The sequence below is a fragment of the Stutzerimonas azotifigens genome, assembly GCF_013522725.1.
Classification (GTDB): domain Bacteria; phylum Pseudomonadota; class Gammaproteobacteria; order Pseudomonadales; family Pseudomonadaceae; genus Stutzerimonas; species Stutzerimonas azotifigens_A.
This window is the reverse complement of record NZ_JAAMRF010000011.1, coordinates 43348-66419: the sequence shown is the minus strand read 5'-3', so window position 1 is coordinate 66419 and position 23072 is coordinate 43348. Positions and strand designations below refer to the sequence as shown.

The following is a 23072-nucleotide window of genomic DNA, read 5'->3' as shown; positions in this document are numbered from 1 at the left end:
CTGCCAGGGGCAGGCTAGTGGTTCAGAAGCACTCGACGCAGTTGCGGCCGCCACGCTTGGCGCGGTAGAGCGCTTCGTCGGCTCGTTGGGTGAGGGTTTTCACGTCAGCATCGGCGCTCAGTTCGACGATGCCGCAGCTGAAGGTGCAGAGCAGGTCCTGTGGCTGCGCGGGATAACGAATCTCGGCAAAGCGCCGGCGGATCTCGTCGAGCACCTTGGCGGCCGAGGCGGCATCGGTATCGGGCAGTACCACGGCAAACTCCTCGCCGCCGTAGCGACCGATCTGATCGGTCTTGCGCAGGCGCTGCTTGAGGAACAGCGCAAGGCTCTTGATGACCCGGTCGCCCATGGGATGGCCGTACTCGTCGTTGACCTTCTTGAAATGATCGATGTCGAGCATGGCGAAGCTCAGCGGCTGGTTGTCCCGTCGCGCCCGCAGGCGGGCATCTTCGAGCAGTTGCAAGGTATGGGTGTGGTTGAACAGGCCGGTGAGGCTGTCGCGCACTATATGTGCCTTGAGGTTGCGGGCGCGTTCTGCACGGGTGCGGACCGTGGCGATCAGATGGCTGGGTTTGATCGGCTTGGTAAGGAAGTCGTCACCGCCCTCGCTCATGGCGTCGAGCTGCTTGTCGAGGTCGTCCTCGGCGGACAGGTAGATGATCGGTACGCTGACGTAGCGCTCGTGCTGACGAATCACCTTGGCCAGCTCGGTGCCGATGCAATCGGGCATGTACATGTCGAGGATGATCAGGTCCGGCTGGAACTCTGCCAGCGCGTTCAGGGCATTGATCGGGTCGATCAACGTGCGGGTGACGATCCCCGCGTTGTTGAGCACGCGCTCGGTGTGGGTGGCCTGGGCGCGCGAGTCATCGATGATCAGCACGCGGAAGGGTTCGTAGTGTGCCGAGCTGGTCACCACCTCGACCTTTTCCAGCAGGCTGGAGGCATCCAGGGTGCCGGTGAAGAAATCCAGTCCGCCGGCGCGTACTGCGGCCAGGCGTGTGGGGGTATCGGTCTCGTCTTCACTGAAGAACAGCAGCGGAATGCGCTGCTCGACGCCTTGCTGGATCTGCTCGGCCAGACGCAGGCCTTCGCCGGCACCGCTGAAGTCGACCTCCATGACGATGGCGGCCGGGTGGCGCTCGCGCATCGCGGCGCGAAAGGCCGTGACGTCGTCGAACGCCTGGGCCGACATGCCGAAGAACTCCAGTTGGCGCACCAGGCGCGTGGCGCGCTCATGATCTTCGAGGGCAAGGTAGACCGGCTTGCGCAGCGGGGGCAGGTAGGTGTTTTCCAGCGGGTCGTTCTGGCGCAGGCCGGTTCGTGCCAGGCGGTGCATCAGATGGCTCAGCGAGGAGATGGTCGCGCTGGACAGCCGTCCACGGTTGTCTTGTACATCGCTCAGGCACTCGCCGATGGCGGTGGCGAGTTCGCTATGCTCGGCCTGCTTGAAACGGTCGGCGAAGCGGCGCAGCCGCAGGTTGGCGTCGCCCAGCGCGGCGAGGTAGTCGGCGTTCCATTCGCTGCGCTGCAGGCGTTGCCAGACCTCGAGCACTTCGCGGGCCTGGTGTATGACCCGCTGGGCAAAAAGCTGTTTGAGTATTTCTTGATCCGACATGCTGGCTTCCTGAGAGCGCCGTGGTCGACCAGGGATGAACAGGCCGGAGGCCGGCTTGGGAGCGGGGCGTGGCAGGTATGCTGTTCAGTGCTGTCGAGGGTGGAGCATGGCGTAATGCTACCACCGTTGCCTGCGGTGCCAGTCGCAGTTTTTACCGTGCCGTCGGACGTTGTGACGCGGAGCATGCCCTGGCCTGCGTTATAGTGCGGGACCTGCTTCGCAACCCTGTCACGGCCCTGCGGTCGAACGATGAATTCGAGAGAAAGGACACATTGACATGCTGGACTGGAAGAATCGCGGCGGTCGCTTCGGCCGCACTCCCGGTAGCGCTACGCGCACCGGCCGATGGGTCGACAATCCGCTACTGCGCGGCCTGGCGTTGCTGCTGGGGCTCTACCTGCTTGTGGTACTGATCCTCGGTTGGTACTGGAGTCGCGAGCCGGGCTCTTTCTCCGTCCAGCAGAACGCCCGCGAAATGGCCGAGGCAACGCAGCGACCTCTGGTGAACGGTTACACCACGGTGGCGACCCTGCGTCATGTTGCCAGCACACTGCTGGACAAGCCTGGCGGCTACCTGACCAACGACATCGCGCCGCCCGGCGTCTGGCTCGACAACATGCCCAGCTGGGAATATGGCGTACTGGTGCAGGTACGCGATCTGACCCGGGCGTTGCGCAAGGACTTCGCCCGTTCACAGTCTCAGTCGACCGAGGATCCGGACCTGTCCAAGGGCGAGCCGCTGTTTCACTTCAACAACCGCAGTTGGGCCCTGCCGGCATCGGAGTCCGAGTATCGCGAAGGGATCCGGGCGCTGGATCGCTACCTCGGACGGCTGAGTGCGCCTGAGCCGCAGGCGCTGTTCTATACCCGCGCCGACAACCTCAACAACTGGCTCGGTGACGTCAATACGCGGCTGGGTTCTCTGTCCCAGCGGTTGTCGGCGAGTGTCGGGCGTGTGCGCCTGAACGGCAACGCCGACCCGGAGCAGGCCCAGGCTGGCGTCGCGCCGCAGGTCAAGGAAGAGGTCGTGGTGACGCCCTGGTTGCAGATCGACAACGTGTTCTATGAGGCGCGCGGCCAGGCCTGGGCGCTGTCGCACCTGTTGCGCGCGATCGAGGTGGATTTCGCCGATGTGTTGGCCAAGAAGAACGCAACGATCAGCGTGCGACAGATCATCCGCGAGCTCGAGGCCGCTCAGGAACCGCTGTGGAGTCCGATGGTGCTCAACGGCAGTGGCTATGGGCTGCTGGCCAACCATTCGCTGGTAATGGCCAACTACATTTCCCGGGCCAACGCCGCGATCATCGACCTGCGCAATCTGCTCGCCCAGGGCTGAGCCGGTCGGTCCAAAAAAAAGGGGACGGTCCATGCGGACACGTCCCCTTTTTCATGCCGGCGGGTTTCAGTCCAGGCCGAGCTTCTTCAGCCGATAGCGCATCGAGCGAAAGCTCAGGCCCAGGCGCTGGGCAGCGGCCGTGCGATTCCAGCGCGTTTCCTCGAGCGCCTGCATGATCAGCTTGCGCTCGATCTCTTCCAGGTGGTCTTCCAGGTTGTCGATCTGTGCCAGGCTCGCGTCGCCCTTTTCGGTGGCGCCAGTCGCATCGGCCAGACGCAGGTCGCTCGGCTTGATCTGATCGTCTTCGCAGAGCGTGTAGGCACGCTCGAGCATGTTTTCCAGCTCGCGGACGTTGCCAGGAAAACGATAGTTCTTCAGCTTTTCCAGTGCATCGGGATGCAGTCTGGCGGCGCTCTCGCCGTAGTCCTTGGCCAGGCGCTGAAGCATCACCGTTGCCAGTTGGGTGATGTCTTCGCGGCGCTCGCGCAGCGGCGGTACGCGTAACTCGATCACATTGAGGCGGTAGTAGAGATCCTGGCGGAAGCGTCCGGCACTCACTTCGGTGGCCAGATCCTTATGGGTTGCGCAAAGGATGCGTACATCGACCAGTAGTTCATGCTGGCCCCCGACGGCCCGCACGGCTTTTTCCTGGATCGCGCGCAGCAGCTTGACCTGCATTGGCAGCGGCAGGTCGGCCACCTCGTCGAGGAAGAGGGTGCCGCCGTTGGCCGTCTGGAATAGGCCGAGCTTTTCTTCGGTGGCGCCGGTGAAGCTGCCTTTCTTGTGGCCGAAGAACTCGCTTTCCATCAGCTCAGAGGGGATGGCGCCGCAGTTGACCGGGACGAACGCGCCGTCGCGTCGCGGCCCTTGCTCATGGATCAGCCGGGCGACCAGCTCCTTGCCGCTGCCTGACTCGCCACTGATGTAGACCGGCGCCTGGCTGCGCGCCAGTTTGCCGATCTGCTTGCGCAGCGCTTTCATTGGAGGCGAGTCGCCGAGCAGACGGTTGTCGACTGGCGTCTCCTCTTCGCTGGCTTCGCGAAGCCGCAGAGCGGTGTTGACCAGCTCGCGCAAGCGGGTGAGATCGACTGGCTTGGTCAGAAAATCGAACGCGCCGGCCTTCAGCGCGCTGATTGCGGTGTCCAGGCTGCCATAGGCGGTGATCATCGCGACGGGCATCTGCGGATGCTGCTGCTGGATGTACTGCACGATCTCCAGCCCGGTGCCATCAGGGAGTCGCATGTCGGTGAGGCACAGGTCGTAAGGTTCGCGAGCGAGGCACTCGCGCGCTTCCTTGACGTTGCGTGCGCTGCGGGTGTCGAGCTTCATGCGGCCGAGAGTGATTTCCAGCAGTTCCCGGATATCCGGCTCGTCATCGATGATCAGCGCTTTCTGGCGGGCAGTCATGTATCGGTCTGCAGTCCTGGCGGGTGGTCTGGAGTATTGGCGTTTATGTTACCCCTTAGACGGCAGGCTGTACGCAGGGGCGTGGCCGTTGTGTGATCTGTTGCCATGCCGTGTGGCGGTCGTTCAGCTGAGCTTGCGCGGGTGGGCGAAGAAGATGCGGAAACAGCTGCCCCCTTCCTCGCGCGGGCGATAGTCCAGGCGCGCCTGGTTGCTCTCGCACAGCTCGCGGGAGATATACAGGCCCAGGCCGGTTCCCTTGGCTTCGGTGGTGAAGAACGGCTCGAAAATATGCTGACGTTGTTCGTCTGAGACGCCGGGCCCGTCATCCAGAATCTCTACCACCGGTAGATCGCTGTCGGCGTCACGATACAGGCGCAGCCAGACCTGCGCCTGCGGGTGATTCTTGCCGCTGAAGCGCAGGCCGTTCTGTACCAGGTTGGTCAGCACCTGGATCAGCTGGTTGGGGTCCATGCGCGTCTGCAGCGAGCTGCCGCTGGTCTCGACGTGCAGCGATTGGCTGGCCGACAAACCGACGCGAAACTCGCCGGCGAAGCGGTGCAGCCAGTATTTGAGGTCCAGCAGCTGGGGCTCCGACTGGCGCCTGCGCGAGAGTTGCAGGACGTTCTCGATGACCAGGTTCATCCGGCGGGAGTGGTCCTGGATGATCTGCGCCAGTCGGCGATCCGGGCCCTCGAGTTCTTCGGACTCCTGCAGCAGCTGCGCGGCATGACTGATTGCACCCAGCGGGTTGCGAATCTCGTGGGCGATGCCGGCGGTGAGGCGCCCGAGCGAGGCGAGCTTGAGTTGCTGAGCCTGCTGCGCGATCTGCGAGATGTCTTCCAGAAAGATCAGAGTGTCGTGCTGCTCGCCGTGCTGCAGGGAGGCGAAGCTCGGCTGCAGCGTCGGGCCGCTGTCGTTGCTCTGCAGGCTTGCCGGGCGCCGGGTGGGGTTGTGGTGCCATTGTTGCAGGCGCTTGACCAGTTCCGGACAGAGTGGGTCGAGGAGCTGGCCCGCCAGCGCTTCCTGGCCGAGCATGCTGAGCGCTCCCTGGTTGGCCAGCAGTACACGGTTGTGGCGATCCACCACCACGATGCCGGTGCGCATGCGCTGCAGGATCAGTGCATTGAGCGCCTCGAGGTTGGCCACGTCCTCGGCCCGCTGCTGGGCCAGGGTTTCGCTCAGTTGCAAACGCTTGCTCAATTCCTGAACGAGCAGCGCCGCGGCGAAGCACAGGGTGCCCAGGGCCGCGGCCTGAACGAACTGGCCATTGGCGGCCGGCACGCTCAGGCTGAGGTAGAAGGTCAGGTAGATTAGGCCGATGGCGGCGACCGCGGCGATCAGCAGGCCGATCCGTCCGCGCAGGAGGATGTTGGCGATCGCCACGGCGATGATCAGCAAATTGCCGATGCCGCTCGGTGTGCCGCCGGCGAAATAGAACAACGCCGAGAGCAGGCTGACATCGAGCAGCGCGAGCGCGAAGACATGACCGCCGCGGCGGGGGTTCTGGATAAGGACCGCGGCGAGCATGTTCAGCGCCAGGTAGAGCCAGGCTCCTTGGCGAAATAGCGTCGGGTTGGCCATCTCCAGCAGATCGCTGTGCAGGTCGCTGGTGACCAGCGCCACCAGCGCCAGGCCAATGGTGAGGCGATAGAGATGGTAGAGGCGAAGGATGCGACGTCCCTGGCTGCCGCCGAGGGACAGCGGCTTATCGGCCACCGTCTTTCTCGCCCTGCTCGAGGTGGGCACGGCTGCAGAACCATTGGCCATGCGCCAGTAGCGCCTGCTGGCGCGGTACATGCACTCCGCAATGGGCGCAGCGGACCATCGGCGCGGCGCCGGGCTCGGCATTGCGGGTCGGCTTCTTTTGCGTCATCCGTCGCCACAGCCAGACGGCCGCCGCGATCAGTGTGATCAGTATCAACAGACGAAACAGGCCCATGGCGCGCTTCCAGAAAAACCGGGTGGATGTCGGCCAAAGCCCGGCAAGGTGCCGGGCTCTGGTGTGCTAAGTCGACCCTTGCGGGCGCCGCGCTGCGTTCAGTCGAACAGGCCGAAGGTGAGGCGACTCCACCAGGAGCGGCGTGGGCCTTCTTCCTGCTGGGCGGCTTCTTCGAGTTCGGGGATCAGGTCGCGGGGCAGGTCCTGCTGGGCATTTTCGTACTGACGGATCACGTCCTGGCTGGCGCGGGTGGCGCTCTGCGGGCGCGGTACGTCGCCATCGATCAGGCCGAGGGTGGCCTTGGCCAGCCAGGAGCGCGAATCTTCTTCGCGTTCGCGCGGCACGAACTGCCCGTCGCGCAGGCTGGGGTGATCCGGGTAGTTCAATTTCAGCGTCGCCAGGCTGCTCGCGGCCGGCTCGTCGAGCCCCATGCGCTGGTAGGCTTCGGTCATTACCGCCAGGCCATCACTGACCGACGGCGTTTCCTGGAAGTTCTCCACCACGTAGCGCCCGCGATTGGCTGCGGCTACATAGGCCTGGCGCTTGAGGTAGTAGTGGGCGACGTGAATCTCGTTGGCGGCCAGCAGGTTGCGCAGGTAGATCATCCGCGCCTTGGCGTCCGGTGCGTAGCGGCTGTTGGGGTAGCGAGCGGTCAGCTGGGCGAATTCATTGAACGAGTCGCGCGCCGCACCCGGATCGCGCTTGGTCATGTCCAGCGGCAGAAAGCGCGCCAGCAGGCCGCGGTCCTGGTCGAAGGAGGCCAGGCCCTTGAGGTAATAGGCGTAATCGACGTTTGGATGCTGTGGGTGCAGGCGGATGAAGCGCTCGGCGGCGGCGCGTGCCGCGGCAGGCTCCTGGTTGCGGTAGTTGGCGTAGATCAGTTCCAGCTGCGCTTGCTCGGCGAAGCGGCCGAAGGGGTACCGCGATTCCAGTGCCTTGAGGTTGTTGATGGCGCTGGTGTAGTTGCGGTTGTCCAGGTCGGTTTGGGCGCGCTGATACAGCTCCGCTTCGCTCAGGTTCTCGCTGATGGGTTCGTTGGAGGAGCAGGCGGCGGTAAGGGCGAGGATGGCGATAAGCAGCAGGTGTTTCACTTGCATGGCGGCTTGCGTCCCTGTGACGGCTGGCTGTCTCGCGCGGAGCCGTCCTGTTATGATGAGCGCCCCGGATTTTCCGGGACAAAGATGCCGTATTTAAACACAAAGCGCGCAGCCGAACCAAAGGCCGCGCCCTCGCCGCAGTCCTCTATGTCCACTATCCCGAACCAGACCATCCACCTGCGTGCAGAAGTGCCTTTCGAACTGGGCGGGCAACGCTTGGATCAGGTCGCGGCGCAGCTGTTTTCCGATCATTCACGCTCGCGCCTGGCCGCCTGGATCAAAGACGGGCAACTCACGGTCGACGGCGCGTCGCTGCGCCCGCGCGACACCGTACACGCCGGCTCGGTGCTCGAGCTCAGCGCCGAGCAGCAGGCGCAGGGGGAGTGGGTCGCCCAGGACATCGAGCTCGACATCGTTTTTGAAGACGAGCACATCCTGGTGCTGAACAAGCCCGCCGGGCTGGTGGTGCATCCAGCGGCCGGCCATGCGGACGGCACGCTGCTCAACGCCCTGCTGCACCACGTGCCTGATCTGGTGAACGTACCGCGGGCCGGCATCGTTCATCGGCTGGACAAGGACACCACCGGTCTGATGGTGGTGGCCAAGACGCTGCAGGCGCAGACGCGCCTGGTCGAGCAGCTGCAGCAACGTAGCGTCAGTCGTATCTACGAGGCGATCGTGATTGGTGTGGTGACTGCCGGTGCCACCGTCGATGCGCCGATCGGACGCCATGGCCAGCAGCGCCAGCGCATGGCGGTAATCGACGGCGGCAAGCCGGCGGTCAGCCATTATCGGGTGCTCGAACGCTTCCGCTCCCACACCCACGTGCGGGTCAAGCTGGAGACCGGGCGCACCCACCAGATTCGCGTGCACATGGCCCATGTAGGATTCCCGCTGGTGGGTGATCCGGCCTATGGCGGACGTTTCCGCATTCCTCCAGCGGCCAGCCAGACGCTGGTGCAATCGCTGCGTGATTTTCCCCGTCAGGCGCTGCATGCGCGCTTCCTCGAGCTGGACCATCCGGCAACTGGAAAACGGATGAAGTGGGAGTCGACCCTGCCTGACGACTTCGTCTGGCTGCTGACCCTGCTACAGCAGGACCGCGAGGCGTTCGTCGGGTGAGCGCCTGGCCGCAGGACTGGATCGTTCCGGACTGGCCGGTCGCCGCACGGATAAAAGCCTGCGTGACGACCCGCAGCGGTGGCGTGAGCCAGGCGCCTTTCGAGACATTCAATCTAGGCGACCATGTGGGCGACGACCCCGTCGCAGTGGCCCGTAACCGGCAGTTGCTCGCCGATACCCTGGGCTGCCGTCCTGCCTGGATGAGCCAGGTCCACTCGTCCATCGCCGTCGAGGCCGATCCTGCTCGGGGGTTAGAGGCGGATGCCTGCTGGACCGCCCGCGCCGGTATCGCCTGCGCCGTGCTGACCGCCGATTGCCTGCCGGTGCTGTTCTGCGACCGGGACGGCACCCGCGTGGCGGCGGCACATGCCGGCTGGCGCGGACTCGCCGGCGGCATCCTGGAAGCAACGATGGAAGCGCTGGCGGTGCCGGCCGATCAATTGCTGGTATGGCTGGGCCCGGCCATCGGCCCCGCGGTGTTCGAGGTGGGGCCGGAGGTACGCGAAGCCTTTGTCGCCCGGCACCCCGAGGCGATGGACGCCTTCGTGCCAAGCGCCAATGCCGGGCGATTGTTGGGCGACCTGTACGCCCTGGCGCGTATTCGCCTGGCCTCGCACGGTGTCGCGGCTGTTTACGGCGGCGGGCTGTGTACTTTCAGCGAAGCGCGCTTCTACTCCTATCGACGGGCGCCACGCACCGGCCGACTGGCCAGCCTGGTCTGGATCGATTCCCGCCAAGCTTGCTGATCACAGCTTGCTGCTGACCTGAATCAACCCTGTTCGGCTTGAATCTCCAACAATGACCCTTATCTAAGCTGCAATCGCGCAGGCTTTGTTCGAGGTGCGGTTCATTGCGCCGGCCTGCCTTACTTGAGGGTGAATCCATGCGTATCGACCGTTTGACCAGCAAGCTGCAGCTTGCCCTGTCCGATGCCCAGTCCGTTGCCGTTGGCCTCGATCATTCCGCCATCGAGCCCCTGCACCTGATGCAGGCGCTGCTCGAGCAGCAGGGCGGTTCCATCAAGCCGCTGCTGATGCAGGTCGGCTTCGACATCAATGGGCTGCGCAAAGCGCTGACCAAAGAGCTCGATCAACTACCGAAAATCCAGAACCCCACCGGTGACGTGAACCTGTCGCAGGACCTGGCGCGCCTGCTCAATCAGGCCGATCGCCTGGCCCAGCAGAAGGGCGACCAGTTCATCTCCAGCGAGCTGGTGCTGCTCGCCGCCATGGACGAGAACACCCGGCTGGGCAAGTTGCTGCTGGGGCAGGGCGTATCGAAGAAGGCGTTGGAGAATGCCGTTGCCAACCTGCGCGGTGGCGAGGCGGTGAACGACCCCAACGCCGAAGAGGCGCGCCAGGCGCTGGACAAGTACACCGTGGACATGACCAAACGCGCCGAGGACGGCAAGCTCGACCCGGTGATCGGTCGCGACGACGAGATCCGTCGGACGATTCAGGTGCTTCAGCGGCGGACCAAAAACAACCCGGTGTTGATCGGCGAGCCGGGCGTGGGTAAGACCGCCATCGTCGAGGGCCTGGCCCAGCGCATCATCAACGGCGAGGTGCCGGATGGGCTGAAGGACAAACGCCTGCTCGCCCTGGATATGGGTGCTTTGATCGCCGGCGCCAAGTTCCGCGGCGAGTTCGAGGAGCGCCTGAAGGCGGTGCTCAACGAACTGTCCAAGCAGGAAGGGCGCGTCATCCTGTTCATTGACGAGTTGCACACCATGGTTGGGGCTGGCAAGGCCGAGGGTTCGATGGACGCCGGCAACATGCTCAAGCCGGCCCTGGCGCGCGGCGAATTGCATTGCGTTGGTGCCACCACGCTGGACGAGTACCGCCAGTACATCGAGAAAGACGCCGCACTCGAGCGACGTTTTCAGAAGGTGCTGGTGGATGAGCCGAGCGAGGAAGACACCATCGCCATTCTGCGGGGGTTGAAGGAGCGCTACGAAGTGCATCACGGGGTGAGCATCAGCGATGGCGCCATCATCGCAGCCGCCAAGCTCTCGCATCGCTACATCACCGACCGTCAGTTGCCGGACAAGGCGATCGACCTGATCGACGAGGCGGCCAGCCGCATCCGTATGGAAATCGATTCCAAGCCGGAGGAGCTGGACCGGCTCGACCGCCGCCTGATCCAGTTGAAGATCGAGCGCGAGGCGCTGAAGAAGGAAGACGACGAGGCGACCAAGAAGCGTCTGGCCAAGCTGGAAGACGACATCGCCAAGCTGGAGAAGGAATACGCCGACCTCGACGAAATCTGGAAGTCGGAGAAGGCCGAGGTACAGGGCTCGGCGCAGATCCAGCAGAAGATCGAGCAGGCCAAGGCCGATCTGGAGGCGGCGCGGCGCAAGGGCGATCTCGCGCGCATGGCCGAGCTGCAGTACGGCATCATCCCTGACCTGGAGCGCAGCCTGCAGATGGTCGATCAGCACGGCAAGGCCGAGAACCAGCTGCTGCGCAACAAGGTGACCGACGAGGAAATCGCCGAGGTGGTGTCCAAGTGGACCGGCATTCCGGTGTCGAAGATGCTCGAAGGCGAGCGCGAGAAACTGCTGCGTATGGAGGACATGCTGCACCAGCGGGTGATCGGTCAGCACGAGGCCGTGGTTGCGGTGGCCAATGCGGTGCGTCGTTCGCGTGCGGGCCTCTCCGATCCCAACCGCCCGAGCGGTTCATTCCTCTTCCTTGGCCCGACCGGTGTGGGCAAGACCGAGCTGTGCAAGGCGTTGGCCGAATTCCTCTTCGATACCGAAGAAGCGATGATCCGCATCGACATGTCCGAGTTCATGGAGAAGCATTCGGTCGCGCGCCTGATCGGTGCCCCGCCGGGCTACGTCGGCTACGAGGCGGGCGGCTACCTGACCGAGGCGGTGCGTCGCAAGCCCTACTCGGTAGTGCTGCTGGACGAGGTGGAGAAGGCGCACCCGGATGTGTTCAACATCCTTCTGCAAGTACTCGAGGATGGGCGTCTGACCGACAGCCATGGGCGTACGGTGGACTTCCGCAATACCGTGGTGGTGATGACTTCGAACCTCGGCTCGGTGCAGATCCAGGAACTGGTCGGCGATCCGGAGGCCCAGCGGGCGGCGGTGATGGACGCGGTGTCCCATCACTTCCGGCCGGAGTTCATCAACCGTATCGACGAGGTGGTGGTGTTCGATCCGCTGGGTCACGACCAGATCGCCGGTATCGCCGAGATTCAGCTGGGGCGTCTGCGCAAGCGCCTGGCCGAGCGCGAGCTGAGCCTGGAGTTGACCCAGGAGGCGATGGACAAGCTGATCGCTGTCGGCTATGACCCGGTCTATGGCGCGCGGCCGCTCAAGCGCGCCATCCAGCGCTGGATTGAGAACCCGCTGGCGCAGAAGATTCTGGCTGGCACGTTCGGGCCTGGCGCAACGGTCAGGGGCGAGGTGAGCGACGATCAGATCGTCTTTGCCTGAGGTCGGGCTGGACCCCTGAGTGCTTCCATCTGGGCTCAGGGCGTATGGCTGAAGCACTCCAGCAGCGCCTGCAAATGCAGGTGCTGCCCCTCGTTGAGGGATTCGAAGTGGAAGCCGGACCAGTGGTGCTGCCCGTCGGCACCGGCACGGCTCCACAGGCATTCGGCTCCCAGTATCAGTTGGTCAAGGCCGACGGAGGGTGGGGTTGGAGCGATCCTGCACTGATATGAGGTTTCGGCCTGTGGTTGTTCGCTGAATAGCATGAAGCCGCCGACGGACAGGTCTACCACTCGGCCTAGGCGTTGCCCGCTGCGGACATCGAACACCTCGAGAGTGACGGGGATCTGCAAGCGTTGCTGCTGGCGGCGCTCGTCGGTCATCGTTCGCTCCCCTGGTGATCCTTCACGCTGCGCCCTGTTAGGCGTTGCAGGAATCTGAAAATGGCGCTCATGGCGCGATCTATCAAGGGTGCGCCACGTTCGGGCATGACGATGCGGGCCTCGCCTCGCTCCATTTCTTGGGCGAGCTCAACGATTGGTTTAACGGCGACGCGTTGGCCGCTGTGGTCGACGAACATGTAATTGCGTGTCGTCGGGCTGAACCAGGACACTTTTAGAAGGCGCGGCTGACCCGCGCCGAGAAATTCGAACCAGGTACCGAACTCGAGCCGTTCCAGGTCCTGCACGCGTGCCGCGAGGCCTTGGGATAGCGGAGTGCTGGATCTGTCGCCGGGCAGCGTAGCGTCGGCCCCCAGCATCATGCCCAGCGGGCTTTCCGGCAGTGCTGGGTTGAGCGTGGCGGCTATTTGCGGTTGGTTGGCCTGGACTGCGTGCTGGCAGGCGACCAGATCCTGCAGCAGGCGGCGGATACCGGCCTCGTGGTGGCCGCCGAGCAATTCGAGGCCTTTTTTCAGGTCGTCGAGCATCGTCAGGCGAATACTTTGCAAGTGCTCGGCGCCTTCCTCGTCCAGCGGGGTTCCGCTCCAGGCCAGCTCCTGCGCGACTTCGCATGCGCGCTGCCATTGCGGGCTCTGGTCGCCGTGACGCAGGCTGACGAAAACCAGCACATCGGTCCAGGTCTGCTGCAAAAAGTCGCTGATGATAGAGGGCACTACCTTGCCGTCGAGCGCTCGGGCTATCGCCTCGACCGCCTGCTGACGGGCCGCCAGAAGCCGCTCCCTTCCCTTGATCGCTTCGACGGCGCGGCGCTCACGTAGCTCCACTCTGTTGCGCAAGGCGGCGATGAAATCATTGAACTCGTCCAGAAGGCGCTCGAACAGCTGCATGTCGCCGCGGTAATGTCGTGCAACCTGTTCGACGACCCACCGCTGTTTGGCCAATAACGCCTGATCGTCGCCATCACCGTCGCCGCCATAGAGCGCGCCCGCCTGGGCCATGGCATTGAGCAGTCGCCGGGCGGGGTGATGGTGATCGGTGAACAGGGCTTTGTCCTGCAAGGCCACCTTCAGGTATGGGGTATGCAAGTGTGAAAGGACGGTCTTGCTGCTGTCCGGCAGGTTCTCGTCGTCTCGGATGAACTCGAAGAGCATGCCGACCAGATCGATGATATCCAATTGCTCTTCGGTGAGTTTTTGCGCGCCTGGCTGGGTGCTACCGGCGTCGAGCTGCTGGCGCAGGCCGTCGCGAAAGGTTTCCACGTCCTGGGGTTGAGTGATCCGCTGGCCAAGCTCCTCGGCCATTTCGGCTTGCAGACGATTGAGTACTTCGATCAGCTCGTCGGCGCTGAAGCTGCGTTTCCCTGGCAGGGTTTCGGGCGCTTCGTCCTGACCGTCGTTCATGGCGGGGGCGCTCAGGCGGCGCTGCTCGCTGAGCAGGACTGTCAATCCGCGCAGCAGCAGGGCCGGATCCTGTGGCGGCGCGCCATCGAGATCGACGGGCTGTGGTAACGCTTGCGACGTATCGGCTTTTGCTGGTGTGCTCCCGGGCGTAGCGGGGCGAGCCGGCTGCGCAGCGCGTTGTGGCGTATATTTTAGCTCCGGTAGGATGCCGTCCTCGACGAGGCGCTGGTTCAGCGCGTCATAGAGGCTGTCGAGGCCGAACATTACATGCTGTTCGAACAGCGTATAGAGGATGGTCTTGATGCGCAGAGGGAAGGGCGAAGAGGTCATCGCTTCGCGAAAGCCCTGGGCGATCACTGCCGGTGCGAAGGGGCTGCTGTCCTCGTGCAATTCCGGGCGCTCGGTAAGCCATGCCAGCCGGCGGTCCAGTCCGTACAGGGAGGATGCGCAGCGCTCCTTGACGCGTCCGGCCATCGCGTTGATCTGCAGCGTTTCCTCGTAATCTTCGTTGCCTACGAGCGATAGCTCCTCAGGGCTGGGTTGAGCCGCCGCCTCTTCCGCGACGATACCGCCTAGAAAGGCATCGAACCGATTGCCGACGAACTGATGGTAAGAGCGTTCGATCAGTGGCCGCTGCTTGCGGATGTCCTGCATGCTGTCGAAGAACAGCGCCTGGACCTGGTTGTTCTCCGCGCTCTGGGCGCATTCGAACAGCGTGTCGTCCGCCTGGGCGAAGACGATGCCCAGATGCTCGGCGAGCCTGTTCATGGCCAGGCGGCGCAGGCTTTGCCCCAGCGCGCCGAAGCGGGGCTGTATGCCGCGACTGGCAAGCGTCGAAATCGCGGGGGAGGGTGGGGTGTCCTTGATGCTCATTAGGCAGTTCCTGGCCTAGGCGGCCTGCGCTTCCTGCTGCGCCACCGGTGAGAATGACGTCCGTTGCACAGATATATCAATTCGACAGCAGTGCTGCAAAGTATTGTCGAACCGCGAATTTTTAGGCTTGACAGCGTCGGCGGGAACCGTAAAATGGCGCGCCTCTGAAGCGGGAATCCTGCTGAGGAGCTTGAAGTGATACGTTCCGCGATAGCTCAGTCGGTAGAGCAAATGACTGTTAATCATTGGGTCCCTGGTTCGAGTCCAGGTCGCGGAGCCAACTTCAAATCGGGGTATAGCGCAGTCCGGTAGCGCGCCTGCTTTGGGAGCAGGATGTCGGGAGTTCGAATCCCCCTACCCCGACCATTTTTGGGTCGTTAGCTCAGTTGGTAGAGCAGTTGGCTTTTAACCAATTGGTCGTAGGTTCGAATCCTACACGACCCACCATTTCTTCCTCGCGCTTATCTAATCCATCGTTCGTTCCAAGCTCACATGCAGGCCGCTGCACGTGGGTTTTTCCGCGTTTGTCTTTCGCTGCGGTAGGGGCCGGCTGCTACGCCGGCCCGGTACCGTCAGTGGAGCTTCAATCGCGGTTCGGTGCCTTTGCTGATGCGGTCCGCGAACATCAGCAGCAGCGTGCGCGTCACTCCGTAGAGGGTGAACTGGTGCATGCGGTACAGCGAAATGTAGAACATGCGTGCCAGCCAGCCTTCGAGCATCACGTTGCCGGTAAGGTTGCCCATCAGGTTGCCGACGGCCGAGAAGCTCGAAAGCGAAATCAGCGAGCCATAGTCACGGTAGCGGTATTCCGGCAGTGGCTTGCCTTCGAGTCGCAGCCTGATCGATTTGGCCAGCAGCGACGCCTGCTGGTGGGCTGCCTGGGCCCGGGGTGGCACGTTGCGACCCTCGGTGCCTGGCTGCGGGCAGGCCGCGCAATCACCGAGCGCGTAAATGTCATCGTCTGCAGTGGTCTGAAGCGTTGGGCGAACCACCAGTTGGTTGATCCGGTTGCTTTCCAGTCCGTCCAGGTCCTTGAGAAAGTTCGGCGCGCGAATGCCCGCGGCCCAGACCTTGAGCGTGGCGGGGACGAAATCGCCTTGCTTGGTGTGCAGACCGTCTGCCGTGACATCGCTGACGGCCGCGTTGGTGAGCACCTTTACCCCGAGCTTGGTCAGTGTCTGATGGACCGGCTGGCTGATCCGCTCCGGTAGGGCGGGCAGCACGCGCGGGCCTGCCTCGATCAACGTCACGTGGACGTCCTCGGGCTTGATACGGTCGAGTCCGTAGGCAGCCAGCTCCCGCGCCGCATTGAGCAGTTCCGCAGCGAGCTCCACGCCAGTGGCGCCGGCGCCGACGATCGCCACACTGATGGCCACGGCGGGGCCTTCCTCGGCATGGGCGCGCATGTAGTGGCTGAGCAGTTGGTGGTGGAAGCGCTCGGCCTGCAGGCGAGTGTCAAGGAAGATGCAGTGTTGTGCTGCGCCGGGGGTGCCGAAATCGTTCGTGGTGCTGCCTACTGCCAGGACGAGTGTGTCGTAACCGATCGTGCGTGGCGGGATCAGCTCGTTGCCCTGTTCGTCGAGCGTGGCCTGCAGCTGGACGCATTTGGTCGCACGGTCCAGGCCGCACATGCGGCCCAGCTGAAACTCGAAGTGGTTCCATTTCGCCTGGGCGACATAGTTGAGCTCGTCGGTCGAGGAGTTCAGCGAGCCGGCGGCGACTTCGTGCAGCAGCGGTTTCCAGATGTGGGTGAGGTTGGCGTCGACCAGAGTGACCTTGGCCTTGCCCCGTTTGCCTAGGGTCCTGCCAAGGCGAGACGCAAGCTCCAGCCCTCCGGCGCCGCCGCCGATGATCACGATGCGATGTGACATGTGGGTTCTCATAAACGTGAAGGGAATTCTGTCGAGGTCGGCGTGTAGAGGGGCTCACAGCACCAGGCGGCTGAGGAGGCGGCTCAATAGGCCAAGGCCGAGGGTTACGCCGATTACGACCAGCAGCAAGATCCAGGGACGGAAAGGCTTGCGGGTGACCTGGTGCTGAGGGGCGCGCAGATAGTCGTCGACGCGCTGTTGGTCTTCGGGAGTCAGGCGGCTTGGCATACGCACCTCTCGGGGGATGAGAGCATTCTAGCGGTGCATGGCCAAAAGCCAAGGACAAAGGCTTGGCCTTGGTTTGGCTTGCGAGGTGGGAGGGCGCCTGAGCGGGCTCAGGCGTTCTTCAGGCGGCGCAGGTTGCCGATGACCGATTCCAGGGCGCGATCGAACAGCAGCGCATCGTCGAGCAGACGGATGGCGCCACGCCTGAACTCGATTGCCAGACCCATGCGGGTCTTTTCCAGCACCTTCATGCCGGTGCGATTGACGAAGATGTATTTGCCGGTGGGCTTGATGATCGCGGCGAGCTTGCAGCGAAGCTTATGCTCTTCGTCTTCCTGGAACTCGACCCAGCTGCCGACGCGCAGATTGTCGACCTTGATCAGCGCCTCGTCGTCATCGGGCAGGTTGATCTCGGTTTCCTGTTCACGACTTTCGCCGGGGGCGACGAGAACGATCTCTTCAATCACCTCGACCATCGCCGGTGCGGGAGGTCCGATCAATTCGGGCTCGGACGGCGGCAGTTCTAGCAGGTCGAAGACATTGTCGCCGCGGGACTCCGGAGCGGCAGGCGGCGACGGTTGCTTCGGCGGCTGCAGTGCCTGGACGTGCAGCGCTTCGAGCTGGTTGAAGAAGTCGCTGGTGGAGAACGGGTCGAACGCTGCGCTGGACAGGCCATCACGCAGCGCCTTGAGAAGGTTTGGCACCAGATCCAGCAGGCGTGCCCGCTCCTCAGGTGATTCGTGGGGGCTGACGCTCCAGATCAGGTCGTCCATGGTCGCGATCGCGGCGTCCCATTCTGCCGATTGGGTGCCGTGCTTCAGGCAGGTCAGCAGCAGCACCTTGCTCCAGGCTTCCTGCAGCAGACGCACCACCACTTCCGGTAGGGTCTTGCCGAGCATCCGGGCGTTGAGTGCCTGTTCCACTTCCTGGCGGGCCATTTCGGCGCGCGCACGGCCTTCTTCGGCATCGCGGGTGCGCTGCTCGAGCAGCTCGCTGCGGCGGCGCTCGTCGCCGGTAAAGGCAAGGAAGTCGGCCAGCAGTTCAGAGAAGATCGCGGGTTCGTCGACGAAGTCGTTGAGCAGTCGAACCACCACCTGTTCGATCTTCTGATAGAGGCTGTCACGCTGGGCTTCGTCCTGGTCGCCCCAGCCCATGGCGGCTGAAGCGATTTCGTTGAGCAGACGGCGGGCGGGGTGGCTGCCACGACTGAAGAAAGTCTTGTCCAGCACCGCAACTTTCAGCAGGGGAATCTGCAGACGGCCGATCAGCGCCTTGAGCGAGTCGGGCAGCGTACGGTCGTCGAGAATGAACTCGAACAGCATCGAAACCAGATTGATCACGTCCTCATCGACTTCGCCGACAATGCGCGATTTGCCGCTCTTGGCACTGGCGCGGCGTAGCAGCTGTTCGAGCTGGTCCTGAAGATCGAAATCCTGGACCGACTGGGGCGTTCGGCTCTGCATGTGGGATAGCAGGCGCAGCAGGTCGTGGCTGGAGATGGGGACTGCATCGCTCGGGTGGTGGCGTGCCGGCAGTGCCGATCCGCGGACTTCCGAGAGCAGGCTTTGCAGCGCACCGAAAACTTCCTGCATGCCGTCGTCGGCAAAGCCGCCCTGATCTGAACCCGAAGCACCGGCCTGCCCATAGCTGCTCGTGCGGAGTTGTGCCTGGCGACGGGGCGGTGCAGATTGCAGTTCGGGTAGCACGCCTGCAGCGACCAGGGTCTGGTTCGCCTCGGCATAGAGCTGGTCGAGGTTGCTCAGAACATACTTCTCGAACAGCTTGAGAATGATCAGCTTGACCTTGATGTCGACGCCGAGTCCCTGGCAGGCCTGAAGGAAATACTCGCAAAGGGCCTGTGGCCCGATCGGGTTGCTCTTGTCGTCGAGTTTTTTGCTGATCAAGGCGTTGAGGCGGGTGGTCAGGTGGCTGAGCGCCATGGCGTCGCGGTTGACCACTTTGGTCACCATCGTGTCGATGGCGACGGTTTCTTCCAGCTCGTCGTTCTGGACCAAGGCCAGGCTGTCGAAGGAGGTTTCCTGAAGCTGCGGCCGGCCGATCTCGTACTGATTGAGAGTGGAAAAGGACTCGAAGATGTTCTGCAAAAAGCCGCGTTCGATGTTGCGGCGCTTCATGCGCAGATCGCGCATGGCTTCAAAAAAAGCGTTCTGCTCGACGTTGCTGGTGGCGCGATCGGCCATCTCGAACAGGGTGTCGTCCGCATTGTCGAACAGAGTCTGCAATGCCTGCTTGAGCTGCTGTGCAGCCTTGTCGCGCACATTGATAAGCGCCACGGGCAGTCTTCCTACCGGCGAAGTTGGCTTTTGCTCAGGGGTCCCCTTGTTGAGGTGCACCACTTTCGCATCGGTTCGCATCGAAACTCTCCCGCAATCACCGGCCATGGGATTGCAACGTGAACTGGGGTTATGCGTTTCCGCGGCTGAGACCCGTCCTGGGATTAATTATAGGTCTGGCACAGTTAAGCCAAGCCCGGACTTTGCTTGGACATGATCCAGGTCACAGATACTCCCGGTTTTTGGGAGCGCATCCAAAAAAGATCACAGCACCGCTCCTATCTAGCAGAACGCGTAGCGCTTGCCAACTTCGCTGCGTGGGCGTCAGCCTGTCTCTATAATCCGGCCACCTTGCAATGGAGTATGCCATGCCAAATATGACGCTCGCCGATCTCTCTACCGAAATCGAGATCAATGTCCGCCGCGCCCTCAGTGAGGACCTTGGATCGGGCGATATTACCGCGCAGCTGATCCCCGCCGAACGCCTTGCCCATGCGACTGTTATCACCCGGGAAAGCGCCGTTATCGCTGGTGGCGCCTGGGTCGACGCGGTGTTTCGTCAGCTCGATCCGCGGGTCGCGGTTCACTGGCAGGTGGTCGATGGCGACCGGGTGCGTCCGGACCAGCCGCTGTTCCACCTGGAGGGCCCGGCCCGCGCGCTGCTGAGCGGGGAGCGTACCGCGCTCAATTTTCTGCAGACCTTGTCCGGCGTGGCCACCCGCGCGCGTCACTATGCCGACCTGGTGGAGGGTACCGGGGTGCGTTTGCTGGATACCCGCAAGACGTTGCCCGGCTTGCGGCTTGCGCAGAAATACGCGGTCACCTGCGGCGGCTGCCACAACCATCGGATCGGTCTGTACGATGCCTTTCTGATCAAGGAGAACCACATTGCGGCCAGTGGCGGGATCGCGGCTGCGGTGGAGGCGGCGCGTCGTATCGCACCGGGCAAGCCTGTCGAGGTGGAGGTCGAAAATCTGGCGGAGCTGGAGCAGGCGCTCGAAGCCGCTGCCGATATCGTCATGCTCGACGAGCTCAGCCTGGACGATATGCGCGAGGCGGTGCGGTTGACGGCGGGAAGGGCGAAGCTGGAAGCCTCTGGTGGGATCAGCGAGGCGACGCTGAGGATCATCGCCGAGACCGGCGTCGATTACATTTCCATCGGCGGGCTGACCAAGCATGTGCAGGCGGTGGACCTGTCGATGCGCTTGTGTCAGTGAGGCGGGAGTGGCGGCAGAGGTGCCGCCACGGGGTTACGCCGGCTCAGTGCTTGCTCTTCAGGCCGAAGTTTTCGTGCAAGGTACCCGGGGCGCCTTCGCCCTTCGGCGCATAGTCCTTCGGAGGTTCGGTGAAGGTAGGCGAGGTCAGCCGCTCCCGGCTGGAGGCGTGGGTGTTTTCGTCGGCGTGCAGCGCCGCCAGGAGGCGTTGGCGGGTAGGCTCGTCGAGAGCCAGGCGGTCGGCACCTTCGGAAAGATGGTCCTGGATGTCCTGGTAGCTGTTGGTGAGCTTACGCAGCAGGCTGGCCGTCGTATTGAAGTGGGTCACCACTTCGCTCTGGTAGGTATCGAAGCGCTCCTGCAGGTCGTCGACCTGGCGCTGGGTGCGATTTGGCGAGCTATTGCGGGCCACCAGGTAACCGATGGCGATGCCAATGGCGACACCGACAAGCGGGAGTAACCAGATCGTGAGGCTTTGTTCCACGAGTCCTTCCTCTAGGTAAACGGCTGAGCTTACGTTAACGTCTCGTACCTGCCCTGTATACCGCGATGCGACGCGGTGGACATCGGACAGCGTCTGAGCAAGACGAGTCGACTCGACCCGAGGTCACGGAGTTCCCCCTTTGTTGATACGTGAAAATCCAGTCTCTCTCGAAGGCCCCTGCGGTGCGCTGGAAGGCCTTTATTTCGATCAGCCGACGCCCACCCGCGTAGCGCTCGTCTGCCATCCCAACCCGGTTCAGGGTGGCACCATGCTGAACAAGGTGGTCTCGACCCTGCAGCGCACCGCGCGCGACGCTGGTTTCGCGACCCTGCGCTTCAACTACCGTGGCGTCGGAGGCAGTGCCGGTGAGCACGACATGGGTAGCGGCGAAGTCGACGATGCCGAGGCCGCGCTGCGTTGGCTCAAGGACCAACATCCGGGCCTGCCGGTCACGCTGTTCGGCTTTTCCTTCGGCGGTTTCGTCGCCGCCAGCCTGGCGGCCCGCCTCGAACAGCAGGGCCAGGGCCCCGAGCGCCTGTTCATGGCCGCACCGGCGGTCTCGCGGCTGGCGGGCAAGCCGATGCCGCAGGGTGGTGCCCTGACGATCATCCAGCCTGAGAATGACGAGGTGGTCGCTCCCGATTCGGTGTATGCCTTCAGCGCGGCGCTCGAGCGGCCCCATGAGCTGCTGAAAGTGGCAGAATGCGGGCACTTTTTTCATGGCAAGCTGGTGGAATTGAAGGATCTGGTGCTACCGCGCCTGTGATCCACCGCTCCCGATGACGGCGAGGCCCTGCGGTCTTGCCGTTGCTTGCCCCGCTTGAGCCGAGACGACAGCCATGACCACCCGCATCCTGACCGGTATCACCACTACCGGTACTCCTCACCTGGGCAACTACGCCGGAGCGATCCGCCCGGCGATCGTTGCCAGCCGCCAGAGCGATGCCGACTCGTTCTACTTCCTCGCCGACTACCACGCCCTGATCAAGTGCGACGACCCTCAGCGCATCCAGCGCTCGCGTCTGGAAATCGCCGCGACCTGGCTCGCCTTCGGCCTGGATACCGATCGTGTCACCTTCTATCGGCAGTCGGACATCCCCGAGATTCCCGAGCTGACCTGGCTGCTGACCTGTGTAGCCGGCAAAGGGCTGCTCAACCGCGCCCATGCCTACAAGGCCGCGGTCGACAAGAACAGCGAGAACGGCGAAGACCCTGACGCCGGCGTGACCATGGGCCTGTTCAGCTATCCGGTGCTGATGGCGGCAGACATTCTGATGTTCAACGCACACAAGGTGCCGGTCGGTCGCGATCAGATTCAGCACGTGGAAATGGCGCGCGACATCGCCCAGCGCTTCAACCACCTGTTCGGTCAGGGGCGCGAATTCTTCACCTTGCCCGAGGCGGTCATCGAGGAGAGCGTGGCGACCCTGCCTGGACTCGACGGGCGCAAGATGTCCAAGAGCTACGACAACACCATCCCGCTGTTCGGCAGCGCCAAGCAGCTCAAGGACGCTATCGCCCGCATCGTCACCGATTCCCGTGCGCCCGGCGAGCCGAAGGACCCGGACAACTCCCACCTGTTCACGCTCTATCAGGCCTTCTCCACACCCGCTCAGCAGGCCGAGTTCCGCCAGCAATTGCTCGAAGGGCTCGCCTGGGGCGAGGCCAAGCAGCGTCTGTTCGAACTGCTCGAGGGCGAGCTTGGCGAGGCCCGCGAGCGCTACCGGCAACTGATCGAAAAGCCGTCCGAGCTCGAAGACATCCTGCATGCCGGTGCGGCCAACGCGCGCCGTATCGCCACGCCGTTCCTTCAGGAGCTCCGCGAGGCGGTTGGCCTGCGCTCGTTCCGCAGCGAGGTGCAGAGCACCACGAAGGCCAAGAAAAAGGGCGGCAAGAGCGCGCGCTTCGTCAGCTTTCGCGAGCAGGACGGCAGCTTCCGCTTCCGCTTTCTGGCCGCCGATGGCGAGCAGTTGCTGCTCTCACGCCCTTTCGCCGATCCCAAGGCGGTGGGCGTCGTGACCCAGCAGTTGGTAGGCCAGGGTGCCGACGCACTGGAACTTCGTGCCGACGAGGTCAATCAATTCACCCTGTGGCTGGACGGTGAATGCATCGCTGACAGCCCTGCCTATGACGACGTCGCCGACCGCGACGCTGCCATGCTGAGGCTGCACACGGCGGTGGCGACCCTGGCCAGCGCTTAATCCCGTCGCGATGAGCCCGGCTGGCGTGGGCTCGTCGTCGCACTATCGGCATCCCAATCCGCTAGCCAGGCCGAGGGCTCAGGTTGAACGATTTCAGCAAATTGCCAAGCACCGAGGGCGCCGCTAAAGTGGCGACCCCGTTTCA

The 23072-nt window shown here is 63.5% G+C and carries 18 protein-coding genes and 3 tRNA genes; 10 read left to right on the top strand and 11 right to left on the bottom strand.

Annotated features, from left to right (window positions below; all coding sequences use genetic code 11):
* Nucleotides 1–22 precede the first annotated feature (22 nt).
* Nucleotides 23–1618: a response regulator gene (locus G7026_RS19355; RefSeq protein WP_181072609.1), complete on the bottom strand. Its 1596-nt coding sequence runs from the start codon at nt 1616–1618 to the stop codon at nt 23–25.
* Between the two features lie 277 nt (nt 1619–1895).
* Between G7026_RS19355 and G7026_RS19350 the strand changes: the two genes are divergently transcribed.
* A complete protein-coding gene (locus G7026_RS19350) occupies nt 1896–2954 on the top strand; it encodes a DUF2333 family protein (protein ID WP_181072607.1) in 1059 nt (352 codons plus the stop codon).
* Nucleotides 2955–3020: 66 nt separating this feature from the next.
* Here the strand turns inward: G7026_RS19350 and G7026_RS19345 are convergent, their stop codons facing one another.
* The 4 genes from G7026_RS19345 to G7026_RS19330 form a co-directional block, all read right to left on the bottom strand.
* Nucleotides 3021–4361 carry a sigma-54-dependent transcriptional regulator gene (locus G7026_RS19345; RefSeq protein WP_181072605.1) on the bottom strand — a complete coding sequence of 447 codons (1341 nt, stop codon included), beginning with the start codon at nt 4359–4361 and terminating at the stop codon, nt 3021–3023.
* Between the two features lie 123 nt (nt 4362–4484).
* Nucleotides 4485–6077, bottom strand: a complete 1593-nt coding sequence (locus G7026_RS19340) for a sensor histidine kinase (RefSeq protein ID WP_308811818.1) — start codon at nt 6075–6077, stop codon at nt 4485–4487.
* A complete protein-coding gene (locus G7026_RS19335; RefSeq protein ID WP_181072601.1) occupies nt 6067–6300 on the bottom strand; it encodes a PP0621 family protein in 234 nt (77 codons plus the stop codon). The genes G7026_RS19340 and G7026_RS19335 overlap by 11 nt, the downstream gene beginning before the upstream one ends.
* Nucleotides 6301–6398: 98 nt before the next feature.
* Entirely contained in the window at nt 6399–7397 is a 999-nt protein-coding gene (locus G7026_RS19330) for an outer membrane protein assembly factor BamD (protein ID WP_181072599.1), read from the bottom strand.
* Between the two features lie 147 nt (nt 7398–7544).
* Between G7026_RS19330 and rluD the strand changes: the two genes are divergently transcribed.
* From rluD to clpB, 3 genes are all read left to right on the top strand, one after another.
* Complete coding sequence (gene rluD / locus G7026_RS19325) at nt 7545–8519, top strand: 23S rRNA pseudouridine(1911/1915/1917) synthase RluD (protein ID WP_181072597.1); 975 nt, start codon at nt 7545–7547, stop codon at nt 8517–8519.
* Nucleotides 8516–9265, top strand: a complete 750-nt coding sequence (gene pgeF / locus G7026_RS19320) for a peptidoglycan editing factor PgeF (protein WP_181072595.1) — start codon at nt 8516–8518, stop codon at nt 9263–9265. The genes rluD and pgeF overlap by 4 nt, the downstream gene beginning before the upstream one ends.
* A gap of 137 nt (nt 9266–9402) precedes the next feature.
* Nucleotides 9403–11967, top strand: coding sequence for an ATP-dependent chaperone ClpB (clpB, locus tag G7026_RS19315; RefSeq protein WP_181072594.1), 2565 nt, complete (start codon nt 9403–9405; stop codon nt 11965–11967).
* A gap of 35 nt (nt 11968–12002) precedes the next feature.
* On the opposite strand, the gene G7026_RS19310 is transcribed toward clpB, so the two are convergent.
* Nucleotides 12003–12347, bottom strand: a complete 345-nt coding sequence (locus tag G7026_RS19310) for a PilZ domain-containing protein (RefSeq protein ID WP_181072592.1) — start codon at nt 12345–12347, stop codon at nt 12003–12005.
* Entirely contained in the window at nt 12344–14638 is a 2295-nt protein-coding gene (locus G7026_RS19305; RefSeq protein ID WP_181072590.1) for a DUF1631 domain-containing protein, read from the bottom strand. The genes G7026_RS19310 and G7026_RS19305 overlap by 4 nt, the downstream gene beginning before the upstream one ends.
* A gap of 204 nt (nt 14639–14842) precedes the next feature.
* Between G7026_RS19305 and G7026_RS19300 the strand changes: the two genes are divergently transcribed.
* From G7026_RS19300 to G7026_RS19290, 3 genes are all read left to right on the top strand, one after another.
* A tRNA-Asn gene (locus tag G7026_RS19300) sits at nt 14843–14918 on the top strand.
* 9 nt (nt 14919–14927) lie between these two features.
* Nucleotides 14928–15004 (top strand) — tRNA-Pro (locus tag G7026_RS19295).
* 5 nt (nt 15005–15009) lie between these two features.
* Nucleotides 15010–15085, top strand: a tRNA-Lys gene (locus G7026_RS19290).
* A 125-nt stretch (nt 15086–15210) separates the two neighbouring features.
* Here the strand turns inward: G7026_RS19290 and G7026_RS19285 are convergent.
* The 3 genes from G7026_RS19285 to G7026_RS19275 all read right to left on the bottom strand — a co-directional run bounded on the left by G7026_RS19285 (nt 15211) and on the right by G7026_RS19275 (nt 19109).
* A complete protein-coding gene (locus tag G7026_RS19285; RefSeq protein ID WP_181072588.1) occupies nt 15211–16509 on the bottom strand; it encodes an NAD(P)/FAD-dependent oxidoreductase in 1299 nt (432 codons plus the stop codon).
* A 54-nt stretch (nt 16510–16563) separates the two neighbouring features.
* Nucleotides 16564–16737, bottom strand: a complete 174-nt coding sequence (locus tag G7026_RS19280) for a DUF3094 family protein (RefSeq protein WP_181072587.1) — start codon at nt 16735–16737, stop codon at nt 16564–16566.
* A 107-nt stretch (nt 16738–16844) separates the two neighbouring features.
* Entirely contained in the window at nt 16845–19109 is a 2265-nt protein-coding gene (locus G7026_RS19275) for a DUF1631 domain-containing protein (protein ID WP_181072585.1), read from the bottom strand.
* A gap of 287 nt (nt 19110–19396) precedes the next feature.
* Between G7026_RS19275 and nadC the strand changes: the two genes are divergently transcribed.
* Nucleotides 19397–20245, top strand: a complete 849-nt coding sequence (gene nadC / locus G7026_RS19270; RefSeq protein ID WP_181072583.1) for a carboxylating nicotinate-nucleotide diphosphorylase — start codon at nt 19397–19399, stop codon at nt 20243–20245.
* A gap of 43 nt (nt 20246–20288) precedes the next feature.
* Here the strand turns inward: nadC and G7026_RS19265 are convergent, their stop codons facing one another.
* The gene (locus G7026_RS19265) at nt 20289–20726 is read right to left on the bottom strand and encodes a YhcB family protein (RefSeq protein WP_181072581.1); all 438 of its coding nucleotides are present in this window, start codon (nt 20724–20726) and stop codon (nt 20289–20291) included.
* Between the two features lie 139 nt (nt 20727–20865).
* Between G7026_RS19265 and G7026_RS19260 the strand changes: the two genes are divergently transcribed.
* Both G7026_RS19260 and G7026_RS19255 read left to right on the top strand, forming a co-directional pair.
* On the top strand, nt 20866–21492 hold the full coding sequence (locus G7026_RS19260) for an alpha/beta hydrolase (RefSeq protein ID WP_181072579.1): 627 nt from the start codon (nt 20866–20868) through the stop codon (nt 21490–21492).
* Between the two features lie 73 nt (nt 21493–21565).
* Nucleotides 21566–22927, top strand: coding sequence for a tryptophan--tRNA ligase (locus G7026_RS19255; protein ID WP_181072577.1), 1362 nt, complete (start codon nt 21566–21568; stop codon nt 22925–22927).
* Nucleotides 22928–23072 lie beyond the last annotated feature (145 nt).

Excerpts from the sequence above, each read along its gene's own strand:
- nadC (WP_181072583.1), top strand. The coding sequence starts at position 19,397 with ATGCCAAATATGACGCTCGCCGATCTCTCTACCGAAATCGAGATCAAT.
- clpB (WP_181072594.1), top strand. The coding sequence starts at position 9,403 with ATGCGTATCGACCGTTTGACCAGCAAGCTGCAGCTTGCCCTGTCCGAT.
- rluD (WP_181072597.1), top strand. The coding sequence starts at position 7,545 with ATGTCCACTATCCCGAACCAGACCATCCACCTGCGTGCAGAAGTGCCT.
- G7026_RS19305 (WP_181072590.1), bottom strand. The coding sequence starts at position 14,638 with ATGAGCATCAAGGACACCCCACCCTCCCCCGCGATTTCGACGCTTGCC.
- G7026_RS19355 (WP_181072609.1), bottom strand. The coding sequence starts at position 1,618 with ATGTCGGATCAAGAAATACTCAAACAGCTTTTTGCCCAGCGGGTCATA.
- G7026_RS19345 (WP_181072605.1), bottom strand. The coding sequence starts at position 4,361 with ATGACTGCCCGCCAGAAAGCGCTGATCATCGATGACGAGCCGGATATC.
- G7026_RS19285 (WP_181072588.1), bottom strand. The coding sequence starts at position 16,509 with ATGTCACATCGCATCGTGATCATCGGCGGCGGCGCCGGAGGGCTGGAG.
- G7026_RS19275 (WP_181072585.1), bottom strand. The coding sequence starts at position 19,109 with ATGCGAACCGATGCGAAAGTGGTGCACCTCAACAAGGGGACCCCTGAG.
- G7026_RS19350 (WP_181072607.1), top strand. The coding sequence starts at position 1,896 with ATGCTGGACTGGAAGAATCGCGGCGGTCGCTTCGGCCGCACTCCCGGT.
- G7026_RS19335 (WP_181072601.1), bottom strand. The coding sequence starts at position 6,300 with ATGGGCCTGTTTCGTCTGTTGATACTGATCACACTGATCGCGGCGGCC.
- G7026_RS19310 (WP_181072592.1), bottom strand. The coding sequence starts at position 12,347 with ATGACCGACGAGCGCCGCCAGCAGCAACGCTTGCAGATCCCCGTCACT.
- G7026_RS19280 (WP_181072587.1), bottom strand. The coding sequence starts at position 16,737 with ATGCCAAGCCGCCTGACTCCCGAAGACCAACAGCGCGTCGACGACTAT.
- G7026_RS19255 (WP_181072577.1), top strand. The coding sequence starts at position 21,566 with ATGACCACCCGCATCCTGACCGGTATCACCACTACCGGTACTCCTCAC.
- G7026_RS19330 (WP_181072599.1), bottom strand. The coding sequence starts at position 7,397 with ATGCAAGTGAAACACCTGCTGCTTATCGCCATCCTCGCCCTTACCGCC.